This is a genomic window from Parabacteroides faecis (genome assembly GCF_014647375.1).
Classification (GTDB): Bacteria; Bacteroidota; Bacteroidia; order Bacteroidales; family Tannerellaceae; genus Parabacteroides; species Parabacteroides faecis.
Genome location: NZ_BMPB01000009.1, coordinates 111,657 through 127,096 on the forward strand (window position 1 = coordinate 111,657; position 15,440 = coordinate 127,096).

Below are 15,440 nucleotides of genomic sequence, written 5' to 3' on the forward strand. Positions count from 1 at the left end.
ATTTATAACCTGGTTTCCAGGTGATTTGGTTAAGAGTCTCCCTTAAAGGAGATTCTTAACCTTTTTGTGTCTATAATTTCAATAAGTTCAATAAATTCCTTACTAGATGTCTTCAACAGCTGAAAACCAAAGAGTTAATTTTGCTTCGATTAAGAATCAGTTTCCGTATCCGGACTTTCTCGAAGTTCAATTGAAGTCATTCCAAGACTTTCTTCAACTTGACACACCTCCAGAAAAGAGAAAGAAGGAGGGGTTGTATAAGGTATTTGCGGAGAATTTCCCCATTGCAGATACCAGAAACAACTTTGTGTTGGAGTTCTTAGATTACTATATAGATCCGCCCCGTTATTGCATTGATGAATGTATAGCGCGTGGATTAACCTATAGTGTGCCTTTAAAAGCAAAGTTAAAACTATATTGTACAGACCCGGATCATGAAGATTTTGATACTGTAATCCAGGATGTATATTTAGGCCCTATCCCCTATATGACGGAGAGAGGTACTTTTGTGATAAATGGTGCTGAACGTGTTGTTGTTTCGCAGTTACACCGTTCTCCGGGTGTATTCTTTGGTCAGAGTACACATGCTAACGGAACGAAATTGTATTCAGCACGTATCATTCCGTTTAAAGGTTCATGGATCGAATTTGCTACAGACATTAATAATGTGATGTATGCTTATATCGACCGTAAAAAGAAATTACCTGTAACTACCCTTTTAAGAGCTATTGGTTTTGAAAGCGATAAAGATATTCTTGAAATCTTTAACCTGGCTGAAGAAGTAAAAGTTTCGAAAGCTAATCTGAAGAAACTGATCGGTCGTAAGCTGGCTGCCCGTGTATTGAAAACCTGGGTAGAAGATTTCGTGGATGAAGATACTGGCGAAGTTGTTTCTATTGAACGTAATGACGTTATCATCGATCGCGAGTCGGTTTTGGATAGCGACAGTATTGAAGCTATTCTGGAATCTGGAACACAGAATGTTTTATTACATCGTGAAGACCAGAATCTTTCAGATTATGCAATCATCTATAATACGCTTCAGAAAGACCCGAGTAACTCTGAGAAAGAGGCTGTACTATATATTTACCGTCAGTTGCGTAATGCAGAACCTGCAGATGAAGCAAGTGCCCGTGAAGTTATACAGAACCTGTTCTTCTCTGAAAAACGTTATGATTTAGGTGAAGTAGGCCGTTACAGAATCAATAAAAAGTTGAACCTTACCACCAGTGATGATGTCAAGGTTTTGACTAAAGAAGATATAATCGAGATCATCAAATATCTGATCGAGTTGATCAACTCGAAAGCGATTGTGGATGATATCGACCACTTGAGTAACCGTCGTGTACGTACCGTAGGTGAACAATTATACAACCAATTCGGTATCGGTTTGGCTCGTATGTCGCGTACAGTACGCGAACGTATGAACGTTCGTGACAATGAAGTATTTACTCCGATCGATTTGATTAATGCGAAGACTATTTCTTCTGTCGTTAACTCTTTCTTCGGGACAAATGCCTTGTCACAGTTTATGGACCAGACAAACCCGTTGGCTGAAATTACTCACAAACGTCGTCTGTCTGCCCTTGGACCGGGTGGTTTGTCAAGAGAACGTGCCGGATTCGAGGTTCGTGACGTTCACTATACACATTATGGCCGTCTTTGTCCGATTGAAACTCCTGAAGGACCGAATATCGGTTTGATTTCTTCTTTGTGTGTATATGCAAAGATCAATGATCTGGGATTCATTTCGACTCCGTACCGTAAGGTTGTGAATGGTCAGGTAGACTTTTCCGACGAGAGTCTGCAGTATTATACGGCAGAGGAAGAAGAGGAAATGACTATTGCACAGGGTAATGCTCCGCTGGATGAAAATGGTAAATTTATTCTTGAAAGAGTAAAGGCTCGTTTCGAAGCAGACTTCCCTGTTGTTCCGCCTTCTGAAATCGACCTGATGGACGTGGCTCCTCAGCAGATCGCTTCAATTGCTGCATCTCTGATTCCGTTCCTGGAACATGATGATGCGAACCGTGCGTTGATGGGATCTAACATGATGCGCCAGGCAGTTCCTTTGTTGCGTACGGATGCGCCGATCGTAGGTACTGGTATCGAGGCACAGGTTGCCCGCGATTCACGTACACAGATCATGGCCGAACGTGACGGTGAAGTTGTATTTGTAGATGCAACTTGTATCAAGATTAAATATGACCGTACAGAAGATGAAGATTTCGTAAGCTTCGAAGATGCGGTTAAGACATATGTTATTCCGAAGTGGCGTAAGACTAACCAGAGTACTACTGTTGACCTTCGTCCGATCTGCCATCGGGGTCAGCGTGTAAAAGCAGGAGATATCCTTACTGAAGGTTATTCTACACAGAATGGAGAACTTGCTTTAGGGCGTAATGTGAAAGTGGCTTATATGCCATGGAAGGGTTACAATTATGAGGATGCCATCGTACTGAACGAACGTATGGTTCGTGAAGACTTCTTTACCTCTGTTCACGTGGATGAATATATCCTTGAAGTTCGCGAAACAAAACGTGGTATGGAAGAATTAACGTCTGATATTCCTAACGTAAGCGAAGAAGCGACTAAGGATTTGGATGAAAGAGGTATTGTTCGTGTAGGTGCTCGTATCGAACCGGGTGATATCCTGATCGGTAAGATTACTCCGAAGGGTGAATCCGATCCTTCTCCTGAAGAAAAATTGCTTCGTGCAATCTTCGGTGATAAAGCTGGTGACGTGAAGGATGCTTCTTTGAAAGCAACTCCGTCTCTTCGCGGTGTTGTTATCGATACGGCTTTATTCTCTAAAGCGGTTAAGAAACGTAAGTCCAGATTGACAGATAAGGCTATTCTTCCGAAGTTGGATGAAGAATACGAAATGAAGATGGCCGACCTGAAAAACCTGCTGGTAGAGAAATTATTGACTCTTACTACTGGTAAAGTTTCTCAAGGTGTTAAGGACTATATGAATACTGAAGTGATTGCAAAGGGTGCTAAGTTTACTCGCAAGGCTTTAGAAGACTTGGATTACAATGCTGTTCAGGTTAGTAAATGGACTGCCGATGCTGATAAGAACGAACTTATCAAGCAGGTGATCCTGAACTATCTGAAGAAATATAAAGAACTGGATGCCGAACTGAGACGTAAGAAATTCGATCTTACTATCGGTGATGAACTGCCGACAGGTATCGTTCAGATGGCAAAGGTTTATATTGCTAAGAAACGTAAGATCCAGGTAGGTGATAAGATGGCCGGTCGTCATGGTAACAAAGGTATTGTTTCCAAGATCGTTCGTCAGGAAGATATGCCGTTCCTGGAAGACGGAACTCCGGTTGATATCTGCTTGAACCCGCTGGGTGTGCCTTCTCGTATGAACCTTGGACAGATATTTGAAGCTGTATTAGGTTGGGCTGGTAGAACAATGGGTGTTAAGTTTGCAACTCCGATTTTCGATGGTGCATCTTTGGATGACCTGAACGAAATGACTGACAAGGCGGGTATTCCACGGTACGGTAAATCTTATCTGTATGATGGTGGTACAGGTGAACGTTTCGACCAGCCGGCAACAGTTGGTGTTACTTACTTCCTGAAACTGGGACACATGGTTGATGATAAGATGCACGCTCGTTCAATCGGTCCGTACTCTTTGATTACTCAACAGCCTCTGGGTGGTAAAGCTCAGTTTGGTGGTCAGCGTTTCGGAGAAATGGAAGTTTGGGCACTGGAAGCTTTCGGTGCAGCACATGTTCTTCAGGAAATTCTTACAATTAAGTCTGATGACGTTGTAGGACGTTCTAAAGCTTACGAAGCAATTGTAAAAGGTGATCCGATGCCACAACCGGGTATTCCGGAATCTCTGAATGTATTGCTCCATGAGCTGAGAGGTTTAGGTTTAAGCTTTACTCTGGATTAATTCAACAACAATATAAGTAGATGGGTTTCGGCTCATCTACTTTATCTATTGATAACTCTTTATAAATAAACAATATGGCTTTTAGAAAAGAAAACAAGATAAAGAGTAACTTTTCAAAAATAACCATCGGTCTGGCTTCTCCTGAAGAGATTCTTGAAAACTCTAGCGGCGAAGTGTTGAAACCGGAAACGATTAACTATCGTACGTACAAACCTGAACGTGACGGTCTTTTCTGTGAGCGTATCTTCGGTCCGATCAAGGATTACGAGTGCCATTGCGGAAAATACAAACGTATCCGTTATAAAGGTATTGTCTGCGATCGTTGCGGGGTAGAAGTTACAGAGAAGAAAGTGCGTCGCGAACGTATGGGACATATCCATTTGGTTGTTCCTGTCGCTCATATCTGGTATTTCCGTTCTCTACCCAACAAAATCGGGTATCTGTTAGGCTTGCCTACCAAGAAACTGGATTCTATCATTTATTATGAACGTTATGTGGTTATTCAGCCGGGTTGTGTAGACACAGTTGCTGAATTAGACCTGCTTTCGGAAGAAGAATATCTGCAGATTCTGGATAACCTGCCAAAGGAAAACCAGATGCTGGAAGATACTGATCCCAATAAGTTCATTGCAAAGATTGGTGCTGAGGCCGTTTATGATTTGCTGGCTCGTTTGGATCTGGATTCTCTTTCTTATGAACTGCGTCATCGTGCAAGTACAGACGGTTCACAGCAACGTAAGAACGAAGCTTTGAAACGTTTGCAGGTTGTAGAATCTTTCCGTGCATCCAGAGGTCGTAATAAACCGGAATGGATGATCGTAAAGGTTGTTCCTGTTATTCCTCCCGAACTGCGTCCGTTGGTTCCGCTGGATGGTGGACGTTTCGCAACATCTGACTTAAATGATTTGTATCGTCGTGTTATTATCCGTAATAACCGTCTGAAACGATTGATTGATATTAAGGCTCCGGAAGTAATTTTACGTAATGAAAAACGTATGCTTCAGGAAGCTGTGGACTCTCTGTTCGACAACTCTCGTAAATCGAGTGCTGTTAAGACAGACGCTAACCGTCCGCTGAAGTCATTATCCGACAGTTTGAAAGGTAAACAAGGTCGTTTCCGTCAGAACTTGTTGGGTAAACGTGTTGACTACTCTGCTCGTTCGGTTATTGTTGTTGGTCCTGAATTAAAGATGCATGAGTGCGGTCTGCCGAAGAATATGGCTGCCGAGCTTTATAAACCTTTCGTTATCCGTAAATTGATCGAACGCGGTATCGTAAAAACGGTTAAGTCTGCTAAGAAGATCGTTGACCGTAAAGAACCGGTTGTTTGGGATATTCTGGAATATGTAATGAAAGGTCATCCTGTGTTGCTGAACCGTGCACCGACACTGCACCGTTTGGGTATCCAGGCATTCCAGCCTAAACTGATCGAAGGTAAGGCTATCCAGTTGCACCCGTTGGCTTGTACGGCATTCAACGCCGACTTCGACGGTGACCAGATGGCTGTTCACTTGCCTTTAGGAAATGAGGCTGTATTGGAAGCACAGATGTTGATGCTTGCTTCTCACAACATTTTGAATCCGGCTAACGGTGCACCTATTACCGTTCCTTCTCAGGATATGGTGCTTGGTTTGTATTATATTACAAAACTGCGCCCTGGAACACAAGGTGAAGGTCTGGTATTCTACGGACCGGAAGAGGCAACAATTGCATACAATGAAAAGAAAGTGGATATCCACGCTCCGATCAAAGTGTATGTAGAAGATGTTAATGAAAATGGTGAGATCGTTAAGGTATTAACTGAAACGTCAGTAGGTCGTTTGATGGTAAACGAATTCGTTCCTGCCGAAGTTGGTTATATCAACGAAGTGCTTGGTAAGAAATCTCTTCGTGATATCATTGGTAAGGTAATTAAGACTTGCGGTGTTGCCCGTACTGCTCAATTCCTGGATGATATCAAGAATTTAGGATACTACATGGCATTTAAGGGAGGTTTGTCGTTCAACCTGGCCGACGTACTTATCCCGCCTGAAAAAGATGAACTGGTTAAGGAAGGTTACGATGAAGTAGAACAGATCCTGGCTAACTATAGCATGGGTTTCATTACCTTCAACGAACGTTACAACCAGATTATCGATACCTGGACACATGTCAACAGTAAGTTATCTAATATCCTGATGAAGCAGTTGACTGCTGATAACGACGGATTTAACTCTGTATACATGATGATGGACTCCGGAGCTCGTGGTTCTAAAGAACAGATCCGTCAGCTGTCTGGTATGCGTGGTTTGATGGCAAAACCTCAGAAGAGTGGTGCTGAAGGTGGTCAGATTATTGAAAATCCTATCCTTTCAAACTTTAAAGAAGGTTTGTCTGTGTTGGAGTACTTTATCTCTACTCACGGTGCTCGTAAAGGTTTGGCCGATACCGCTTTGAAGACTGCCGATGCTGGTTACCTGACTCGTCGTCTGGTAGACGTATCGCATGATGTGATCATTAATGAAGAAGACTGTGGTACATTGCGTGGTCTGATTTGTACAGAACTGAAGAATAACGAAGAAGTGATCGCTTCTCTGTATGAACGTATTCTGGGCCGTGTATCAGTACATGATATCCAGCATCCGTTGACTGGTGAACTGATTGTAGCTGCCGGTGAAGAAATTCGTGAAGATGCTGCTAAGATGATTCAGGATTCTCCTATTGAAAGTGTGGAAATCCGTTCGGTACTTACCTGTGAATCCAAGAAAGGGGTTTGTGCTAAGTGTTACGGTCGTAACCTGGCAACAGGCCGCATGGTTCAGAAAGGTGAAGTTGTCGGAGTTATCGCTGCACAGTCTATCGGTGAGCCGGGTACACAGTTGACACTGCGTACATTCCACGTCGGTGGTATCGCTTCTAACATTGCTACAGAAAACAGCATTACATCTAAATATGACGGTATTCTGGAAATTGACGAACTTCGTGCTGTTGAAGCTGACGACGCTACAGCTGGTAAGAAGTATCAGGTAGTAGTAAGCCGTTTGGCTGAAATGCGTATCGTCGATCCGAATACAAAGATCGTATTGCTGACTCACAATATACCTTACGGTTCTAAATTGTTCTTCAACAATGGAGACAAGATCAGTAAGGGTGACGTAATTATTGAATGGGACCCGTTCAATGCTGTTATCGTATCGGAAGTTTCCGGTAAGATTGAATTCGAAAGTGTAGTAGAAGGTGTTACTTACAAAGTTGAAAGTGACGAAACTACAGGTTTGAAGGAAAAGATCATCATTGAATCTAAAGATAAGACAAAAGCTCCGGCTGCTCATATCGTAGATGAAAACGGCAATTACCTGAAGAATTACTCATTACCTCTGGGTGCTCACGTAGTTAAAGAGAACGGTGATCCGGTTAAGGCTGGTGAAGTTCTTGTTAAGATTCCGCGTGCAGTAGGTAAGGCTGGTGATATCACCGGTGGTCTTCCCCGTGTTACTGAGTTGTTTGAAGCTCGTAACCCATCTAACCCGGCTGTCGTTTCTGAAATCGACGGTGAAGTTGGATTCGGAAAGATCAAACGTGGTAACCGCGAGATCACTGTAACTTCTAAGCTCGGTGAAGTGAAGAAGTACATGGTACCTCTGTCAAAACAGCTTTTGGTTCAGGAAAATGACTATATCCGTGCTGGTATGCCGTTGTCTGACGGTGCTACTACTCCTTCGGATATCCTTGCTATCAAGGGGCCGACTGCCGTTCAGGAATATATCGTGAACGAAGTACAGGACGTTTACCGTTTGCAGGGTGTGAAGATCAACGATAAACACTTTGAGGTTATCGTTCGTCAGATGATGCGTAAGGTAGAAGTGGTTGATCCGGGAGATACACGCTTCCTGGAACAGCAGATCGTTGATAAGCTGGAAGTAATGGATGAAAACGACCGCATCTGGGGTAAGAAAGTTATTACCGATCCGGGAGATTCTCAGACAATGCAGGCTGGTCAGATCGTAACAGCCCGTAAGTTGAGGGATGAAAACAGTATGTTGAAACGTCGTGATATGAAACTTGTTGAAGTTCGTGATGCCGTTCCTGCTACTGCCAACCAGATCCTCCAGGGTATTACACGTGCTGCATTGCAGACTAACAGCTTTATGTCGGCTGCATCATTCCAGGAAACAACAAAGGTATTGAACGAAGCTGCTATCAACGGAAAGGTAGACCGTCTGGAAGGTTTGAAAGAAAACGTTATCTGCGGTCACTTGATTCCGGCTGGTACAGGCCAGAGAGATTTCGACAAGTTGGTTGTCGGTGCTAAAGATGAATTTGAACGCATCTTTGCTAACCGTAAGAATGTTGTTGATTTTAATACAATGGATAAAGATGATGAGTAAAAAACTTATCAGATAATATAAAAAAGGCTTTCGGTATTTTCCGGGAGCCTTTTTTGTTTTTGTTAATTTGCTTAATCTGCATAGATAGTTTACTTTTGTCTATCGCCTATAATAACTAAACATATAAAGTATCATGAAAAAGATTTTATTGAGTATTCTCTCTGTTTTATTGTTTGTCGGTTTCTTATCGGCTAAGCAACCGGGTGTGCCATTAAAGGTAATGACGTTTAATATCCGTATGGATACAAAAGATGACGGAGATAATCAGTGGAGTAACCGGAAGGATCTGGCTGCCAATTTGGTTAAGTTCTATAATACCGATATTTTTGGTGCACAGGAAGTGTTGAATCATCAGTTGAATGATCTTCTGAGCCGTTTGCCCGAATATACATCTGTCGGTGTCGGTAGGGAAGATGGCAAGACAAAAGGTGAGTACGCTCCCATCATTTATAAGAAAGACCGTTTTGTGCTTGAAGACAGCGGTAATTTCTGGTTGGCGGAAGATATGAATGCGGTAGGTAAAAAAGGCTGGGATGCCGCTTGTGAACGTGTTGCTACCTGGGGGATCTTTAAGGATAAGGAATCCGGTAAAAAGTTTTTCTTCCTGAATACTCATCTGGACCATATGGGAAAAGTAGCCCGTCATGAAGGTGCCTCGTTAGTTTTGGAGGAAGCTCATAAGCTCTCCAAGGGATTGCCCGTTATTGTTACAGGTGATTTTAATGCAACTCCGGATGATGACCCTATCAAGGTGTTGACAGATGTAAATGATCCCCGGCATATCACTCATACACGTGAAATAGCAGATTTGAAATATGGTCCGGAATGGACTTTCCATGATTATGGACGAATCCCTTTGGAAAAACGTGAGTGGATTGATTATATTTTCGTAAAAGGCGACATAAAGGTTATGAATAATGGCGTCTTAACAGATACACTCAATCACCTTTATCCGTCCGATCATTGTCCGGTTATTACAACTTTGGTAATTAAATAGAATATATTGGTCTATAGAGAAATGTATATTGGAGTAATTCCATTTATGTCTATTTTTGTAGATGTTTTATTTTGTTAATTATCGAAGAAATATTAGTTAATAGCTATTTTGTGTTTGGAGGTTTTTTGTACAGTTTGTATCTTTGTAACGTTCATGATGCAGATATGCGTTTGAACTGAAAAAAACCTTAGCCTAAAAGTCAGGATAATAAATATTAAACACAATAAGGTATTTTTTTTACATTGGTCTAAAGAATTGAGAATTAAAAACACAACTGGAAAAGGGCCGCCTGTGAAGGTGGCCCTTTTTATTTGCATTATATTTCATGGATACTTCTTATATCTGTATATTTGTGCCCGATTAGTTAAACTTAAAACATAAAGAAAAATGGAGAACAATAACAAACCGTCTAACGAGATACAAGTAGAACTGTCTGAAGAAATGGCACAAGGTACTTATGCCAATCTGGCAATTATCTCACATTCAACATCCGAGTTTATATTAGACTTTATCCGTGTGGTTCCGGGAGCTCCGAAAGCACAGGTAAAAAGTCGTGTCATACTGACTCCGGATAATGCCAAACGACTATTCTTTGCTTTACAGGATAACCTGGCTAAGTATGAAGAACAGTTGAAAGGTGGTAATAAGACTGCTAACTTCGAAGATTTTATACCACCGATGGGTGGTGTTCAGGGAGAGGCTTGATTTATAGTATCTTTCTAAAAGAAAAGGGATCGTTTCTTGATAATTGAAACGATCCCTTTTTAATTTTTAAGCATGTGTGTTACTGCACTTTCTTGTTGATAACAATGTGGCTGATGTAACCAAGGATGATAATAGCTAAACCTGCAATAAGGATAGTGTTAGTTACACCTCCGGTAATAGCCGGTACAGCAAGAATGATTACACCGATTAAGAGCACGATTACCCCAAGATTTTTAACTAATTCGTTCATGGTTATAGATGTTTTTATAATTATTTTCTTTTCTACCGCAAATAAAGTAATAATAACCCGATTGCAAAAATATTTTAGAATAAAAATAATGAAACCATCGAATTTAGCTCCTATATTTGTAGTATCAATACAGTTATATATGCTACGAATACTTTACTTGGTTTATTTATGGCTGTTTTTTGTACCTGTCTTTGTGGTGCTTACTATCATTACAGCCCTAACCGTTATTGTTGGTTGTTTATTGGGAGGAGAAAAGATTTTCGCTTATTATCCGGGCATGATATGGTCACGGCTGACTTGTTATCTGGCACTTTGTCCGGTGAAAGTAAAGGGGCGGGAGAATATAGACCGTAAACAATCGTACGTCTTTGTGGCGAATCATCAGGGGGCATTTGATATTTTTCTGATTTATGGTTTTCTGGGAGTTCCGATTAAATGGGTTATGAAAGCCGGGATTGGAAAGATTCCTTTTGTCGGTGCTGCTTGCCGGGCTGCCGGATTTATTTTTGTCGATAACTCGACATCTAAAGCTGCTATCCGTAGTGTACAGGAAGCTGAACGTTGTTTGAAGAACGGTGCATCCGTAGTGGTATTCCCGGAAGGTTCACGTACATATACCGGTAAGATGATCCGTTTTAAAAAGGGGGCTTATCAGATGGCACTCGATCAACATTTGCCGATCATACCGATTACATTGAACGGACCTTTTGATGTATTACCGATCGGTTCGCTGAATGTGCATCGCCATAAGATGGAGATGGTGATCCATCCCGCTATCCCGACAAACGATATGGATCCATCCCATAAAGGGATGCAGCTATTTGCAGATCGTACTCAGGATATTATAGCTTCCGCTTTATGGGACAAATATAAATGATGTTACTTCCAGGCTTTTAACAGGCCGGTTTTAGTTACACCCAGACTGAAGCCGACATTTTTCCCTAGCATTGTTCCTGTATCGGCTGCAACAGAACCGGTAAAGAGCCATCCTTTTAACTGAGGGTGCGTATAATTGATATCTATCAGAGTGGAAGTTCCGTATTTTTTGTTTAAGAATGGAAAGTAGGAGGTACCCCAACCGTTCATAGCCGTGAACAACACACGATAGGAGAGAAGTGTATTGATATTTCCTTCAGCTCCGATATGCCAGCTTTTAACACGATTGTTCTCAAACCCCAAAGCTCCGTCTTTATTATACTCAGGTGCCGGGATCAGTGGAGAACCTATCCCGCGGTTGAAATAAGAGAAACCTGTCCGATATTCTCCATTGTTGTAATAATCATCGTTTCCACCTCCGCGTCCGCCTTGCCATTTATCACGGTCGAATGTAATAAAGTGCATGGGGCCACTTTGGTTCATTGTTACCAGATATTCGCCAACAATTTTATTTAACCAGGGAATAGTAGGCAAGTCTACTTGTATTCCCCACAAGCCATCGCTTTTATTTGCAAACTCTATTCCTGATTTGTCGTTGAAATAATGTTGATAATAAAAATGTCCAGCCCAATCTTTCATTGTATAGCTTAACTTAAAGTCGAAAGAGCCGTAATGACTACCTAATACATTTATCTGATCGGATAGAGAAGCGTCGTCTCCTCCCTTTTGTCCAAAAATAACGCGTATCAGATCTTTAAAAGATTGAGGCTGTTTCCCAAGTCTGGCATCAGTAGATGTCCCTCCCCATTGTGCAAAGTGTTGTGCTCCCAAGGTGAAAGACAAAGGAAAATCGTTTCTTGTATCTTTGATACGGAGGAAGAGTGATTTATGATGCCATAATACATTCTTTACATAAGTCTGTTTCGCATTGGCAAAGTCTTCCAGATAATCGGTATCAAATGACCTGCCTATGGCAAAATCTCCTCTAACCTGAAGCAAGCCTTTGGTTAGTGGCACCACAGTAAATTCAGGCATACTTAAATTTATTTCAGGAATGGGACGGGCATTAGGCGATTGGACCATATCGCCCGAACTCAGGTTACGGTCCCACAACGAATTGTAACGTTCTTTGCTACCGATGCTGAGCAATAAACTCCTGTATCCTATTTCCGCATAAGCTTGCTGAATGAATACATTGCGATGGCGTGGTACAGCTGCCACAAGATCGAGGCCTGCCCCCCAGCGAAACTTACTTCCGAAATGCTGATTATGGAATACACCGGCATTTAAGAAACCGTTCCCCGCATCCAACGGGATAACTCCATACCGATTGCTTACCATCCAGAACGGAGTATTTGAACCTGTAGCTGCAGAACCGAACAGCTCTGCTTTATAAATAGTGGAATCTTGTATTTTGTTGATCTGGGAATAACCATGAACCGAAATACAGAGCAAAATTATTCCTGCAAATATAATATGTAAGGCTTTCATTCTATTTATTTTTTGTCCGCAACAAAGGTAATGATAAATATAATGCTACTATTGAAGCATTTAAAAAAGAAGCTTAAGCATTATAAAAATACAAATATAATTGTATCTTTGTTGTCACGGCTTGATTTACAACGTTTAATATGGATGATAAGCAACTTTTTTTTGAATTTCTTGAACTTGAAAAGTATAGAATTTCATTATCTTTGGGGGAATGCCTGTTAGATTCCAGACCTTTAGGAAGAGGAGAAACCGGCATTGTCTTCAAAGCTCGCATGAATGGAAAGGATGTAGCTTTGAAATTCTTTTTGTTCAGGGGGGGACGATTCGGGAAAGGAAATGTGGTTAAATAAGCTTAAAGCCAGATACCTGACAATTTCTCTTCTGGAAACGAGAGATAACATTGTGCAGTATGCTGACTTTGATATTGTAACCATACAAGGGGAAGAGATTCCTGTCCTGGTCATGAAACTATATAAATGTTCATTGGAAGAATATAGGAATATTCTTTCTATGGATACTTTTCTCAAGCTGTTCCGTTTCCTAACGAATACCGTTCATTTTTTGCATAGCATGGGGATCTGCCACGGAGCAATCAGGCCGCGTAATATCCTGGTGGATGACCATAATGAGTTTGTGTTGACCGATGTCTCCATCATTGAGAACAGCGACTCCGGTTACTCGGATATTACTGCGATAGGAGAAGTCTTGCAATGGTATGCTTTTGGCAATACCAGCAACGATGTAGCGATAAGCAAAGTCTTCCCGTCTTTGGAGCTGTATGACCAGATTGTGGAACGTTGCCTGACACAGGATAACAGCCAACGGTTCCGTTCAGTGGACGAGATATTGTCTTTTGTCGAGATTCAGAAAGAACGTGATCCGAATGAGTTGTTGAAAGAGTTCAGCTTGATTTGCCGGAAGAACTTTCCTAAGGAATTACCGGAGTTTGTCCATTGCTCCGACCAGGCGAAGATCGCTAAATTATTCTCCGAGTTTGTTTCCAGAAAGGACTTCTTCGGCAGCAATCTGATTTACTTTACGGATGTGGAGCGAAATATCTTTTCTCCGCAGATCTGCAAGAACGGATATATCAAGTTTGATAACTCCGCTCAGTATAAGGTGCTGGATATCTGGATTCATAGCGACAGTGACATGCGTAATGATTATATCCTCGTTCACCATTCGAATACATTGCCGGAAAAAGTGAATGGCAAGGATGTGTACCGGTGGGCCGTTTACGAAGACCGTACGCAGATCACCTGGGAAGAAGCTATGAACGGCTTCGCGGAAAACGATGGAGATATTGTGGCTCTGGACCGTACCAAGGTCGAGTTTTTCAACCGTATTCCCCGTGAAGGTTATACTTTTATAGCTTTAAACCACCTGCATAGTCTGGCTTCTCCTGCCAATACCGGAACGTTGCGCGATTATTTTTTCCGTTTCAGCTTCAGCTATGTCAACCGTTATATTCTGGAAGATATGAATAATCTGACCAAGCAGCACATTGCCGCTCCGCGAAGGAAATGATCAGAAGTTCTTTGCTGTTATCCAGTCGAATACCGTTCGGTAAGTATAGTCACGGGATGCCTTTTCCGAAAGGATCAGGTCATGAATGCCATTGGGTATTGTGTCGCGTGTGACATGTTCTCCGAGCTTAGGGGCATACTTTTGAATATCATGTACATCGAGCACGATATCGGACGACAAATATTCGTTATGCCATTCTTTCGTCTCCGGATAAGATTTGTTGGACGACATCACAAGGATCGGGCAATCCAGCTTCAATCCTTTCCGGACTTTCTGCTGTCCTTTCTGAATCGCCTTTATCCACCCCGCCTTTTTAGGATGTCCGTTAATCATTTTCCAGTTTGTATCGTATTCCCATTCCCCCTTGAATTGTTTCAACAGACTATGTGCATAAGAGGCGATGCCGTAACCCTGTACGGTCAGATTTGGGAAAAGTCTTCCGACGAATGCCACAGCCGGGATAGTGATCTTCTCCATAAACCAGCCGAAATTCCAGTCGAGGAAAGGACTATTCAGTATCAGTCCGTCAACAGGTAGATGACCATTCTTGCTGTCCAGATACAAAGGTGTGATCAATCCTCCCGTAGAATGGGCCATCAAGAGAATCTTGTCGTTCCCTTCCGAGCGTATGGTTGCCAGTGCCGTATCGATATCTGCAAAATATTCTGTAAGGCTTTTGCAGAAAAACGGATTCTGATTGGGCAGGATGGAACGTCCGTATTTCCTCAAGTCCATCGCATAAAAATTGTAGCCATGTGCATTCACGCTGTCTCCCAGTTGCTTTTGGAAGAAATAATCGTTATAACCATGAATATACAATACTGCTTGTTTCACATCGGGCAGTTGGGGTTTTTTTACCAATGTACAGACCACTTTCCCTTCATAATCGTCAGGCATCTGAAACGTACGCCGCAGGTATCCGTCTCCCAATACATCGGGGACGTATTGGGCATACATGCTGATAGCTAGAAAAATAAGTAAGGATGTAAAATACAGTTTGCGTCTCATAATTGTTTTCCTTTTATAACCGCGACGGGTATGTCATTGTTCCGGTTACAAAGGTAGGTAAACTATTAGCACAAAAGAACCGGTGTTTTGATCTTTTCCCTATTATTATTTGGAGCCTGTTTAAATTTAAAATATCGAGCTCAAAGGGATATTTCTTTTTATTATCTACAATAATAAGATCATATCTAGCACTATTTACTACTTTATGAGTACTGAATACAACCATCCTACACTTATAGGTTACAACAATTCGCTCTATGTCCACCACCTGTTACCTGACATGATTTGTTTGTTTTTCTG

10 protein-coding genes are annotated in these 15,440 nt (G+C 41.8%); 7 read left to right on the forward strand and 3 right to left on the reverse strand.

The features are described 5' to 3' along the window. The first annotated feature begins 106 nt into the window (after positions 1–106). From rpoB to IEY67_RS14520, 4 genes are all read left to right on the forward strand, one after another. The gene (rpoB, locus tag IEY67_RS14505; protein ID WP_122356274.1) at positions 107–3,919 is read left to right on the forward strand and encodes a DNA-directed RNA polymerase subunit beta; all 3,813 of its coding nucleotides are present in this window, start codon (positions 107–109) and stop codon (positions 3,917–3,919) included. A gap of 74 nt (positions 3,920–3,993) precedes the next feature. After that, positions 3,994–8,286 (forward strand): DNA-directed RNA polymerase subunit beta', encoded by a 4,293-nt coding sequence (gene rpoC, locus IEY67_RS14510; RefSeq protein ID WP_122356272.1) that lies wholly within the window; start codon positions 3,994–3,996, stop codon positions 8,284–8,286. Positions 8,287–8,419: 133 nt separating this feature from the next. Next, positions 8,420–9,283, forward strand: a complete 864-nt coding sequence (locus IEY67_RS14515) for an endonuclease/exonuclease/phosphatase family protein (protein ID WP_183672096.1) — start codon at positions 8,420–8,422, stop codon at positions 9,281–9,283. Positions 9,284–9,670: 387 nt separating this feature from the next. Next, positions 9,671–9,988 (forward strand): DUF3467 domain-containing protein, encoded by a 318-nt coding sequence (locus IEY67_RS14520; RefSeq protein ID WP_007654170.1) that lies wholly within the window; start codon positions 9,671–9,673, stop codon positions 9,986–9,988. Between the two features lie 79 nt (positions 9,989–10,067). Here the strand turns inward: IEY67_RS14520 and IEY67_RS14525 are convergent, their stop codons facing one another. Further along, positions 10,068–10,238 (reverse strand): hypothetical protein, encoded by a 171-nt coding sequence (locus IEY67_RS14525; protein ID WP_183672097.1) that lies wholly within the window; start codon positions 10,236–10,238, stop codon positions 10,068–10,070. A gap of 139 nt (positions 10,239–10,377) precedes the next feature. On the opposite strand from IEY67_RS14525, the gene IEY67_RS14530 reads away from it, so the two are divergent. Beyond that, positions 10,378–11,115: a lysophospholipid acyltransferase family protein gene (locus tag IEY67_RS14530; RefSeq protein ID WP_183672098.1), complete on the forward strand. Its 738-nt coding sequence runs from the start codon at positions 10,378–10,380 to the stop codon at positions 11,113–11,115. 2 nt (positions 11,116–11,117) lie between these two features. On the opposite strand, the gene IEY67_RS14535 is transcribed toward IEY67_RS14530, so the two are convergent. Then, positions 11,118–12,605, reverse strand: coding sequence for a capsule assembly Wzi family protein (locus IEY67_RS14535; protein ID WP_183672099.1), 1,488 nt, complete (start codon positions 12,603–12,605; stop codon positions 11,118–11,120). A gap of 140 nt (positions 12,606–12,745) precedes the next feature. On the opposite strand from IEY67_RS14535, the gene IEY67_RS25195 reads away from it, so the two are divergent. Together IEY67_RS25195 and IEY67_RS14540 are read left to right on the forward strand one after the other, a co-directional pair. Then, a complete protein-coding gene (locus IEY67_RS25195) occupies positions 12,746–12,955 on the forward strand; it encodes a hypothetical protein (RefSeq protein ID WP_229801079.1) in 210 nt (69 codons plus the stop codon). Next, a complete protein-coding gene (locus IEY67_RS14540) occupies positions 12,942–14,132 on the forward strand; it encodes a protein kinase family protein (RefSeq protein ID WP_229801080.1) in 1,191 nt (396 codons plus the stop codon). Before IEY67_RS25195 ends, IEY67_RS14540 begins: the two co-directional genes overlap by 14 nt. Here the strand turns inward: IEY67_RS14540 and IEY67_RS14545 are convergent, their stop codons facing one another. Beyond that, complete coding sequence (locus IEY67_RS14545; protein ID WP_183672100.1) at positions 14,133–15,140, reverse strand: alpha/beta hydrolase; 1,008 nt, start codon at positions 15,138–15,140, stop codon at positions 14,133–14,135. Positions 15,141–15,440 lie beyond the last annotated feature (300 nt).

What these genes read in the sequence shown, in the direction of transcription:
- rpoC (WP_122356272.1), top strand. Translation starts at nt 3,994, where the DNA reads ATGGCTTTTAGAAAAGAAAACAAGATAAAGAGTAACTTTTCAAAAATA.
- IEY67_RS14535 (WP_183672099.1), bottom strand. Translation starts at nt 12,605, where the DNA reads ATGAAAGCCTTACATATTATATTTGCAGGAATAATTTTGCTCTGTATT.
- IEY67_RS14530 (WP_183672098.1), top strand. Translation starts at nt 10,378, where the DNA reads ATGCTACGAATACTTTACTTGGTTTATTTATGGCTGTTTTTTGTACCT.
- IEY67_RS14515 (WP_183672096.1), top strand. Translation starts at nt 8,420, where the DNA reads ATGAAAAAGATTTTATTGAGTATTCTCTCTGTTTTATTGTTTGTCGGT.
- rpoB (WP_122356274.1), top strand. Translation starts at nt 107, where the DNA reads ATGTCTTCAACAGCTGAAAACCAAAGAGTTAATTTTGCTTCGATTAAG.
- IEY67_RS25195 (WP_229801079.1), top strand. Translation starts at nt 12,746, where the DNA reads ATGGATGATAAGCAACTTTTTTTTGAATTTCTTGAACTTGAAAAGTAT.
- IEY67_RS14545 (WP_183672100.1), bottom strand. Translation starts at nt 15,140, where the DNA reads ATGAGACGCAAACTGTATTTTACATCCTTACTTATTTTTCTAGCTATC.
- IEY67_RS14525 (WP_183672097.1), bottom strand. Translation starts at nt 10,238, where the DNA reads ATGAACGAATTAGTTAAAAATCTTGGGGTAATCGTGCTCTTAATCGGT.
- IEY67_RS14540 (WP_229801080.1), top strand. Translation starts at nt 12,942, where the DNA reads ATGTGGTTAAATAAGCTTAAAGCCAGATACCTGACAATTTCTCTTCTG.
- IEY67_RS14520 (WP_007654170.1), top strand. Translation starts at nt 9,671, where the DNA reads ATGGAGAACAATAACAAACCGTCTAACGAGATACAAGTAGAACTGTCT.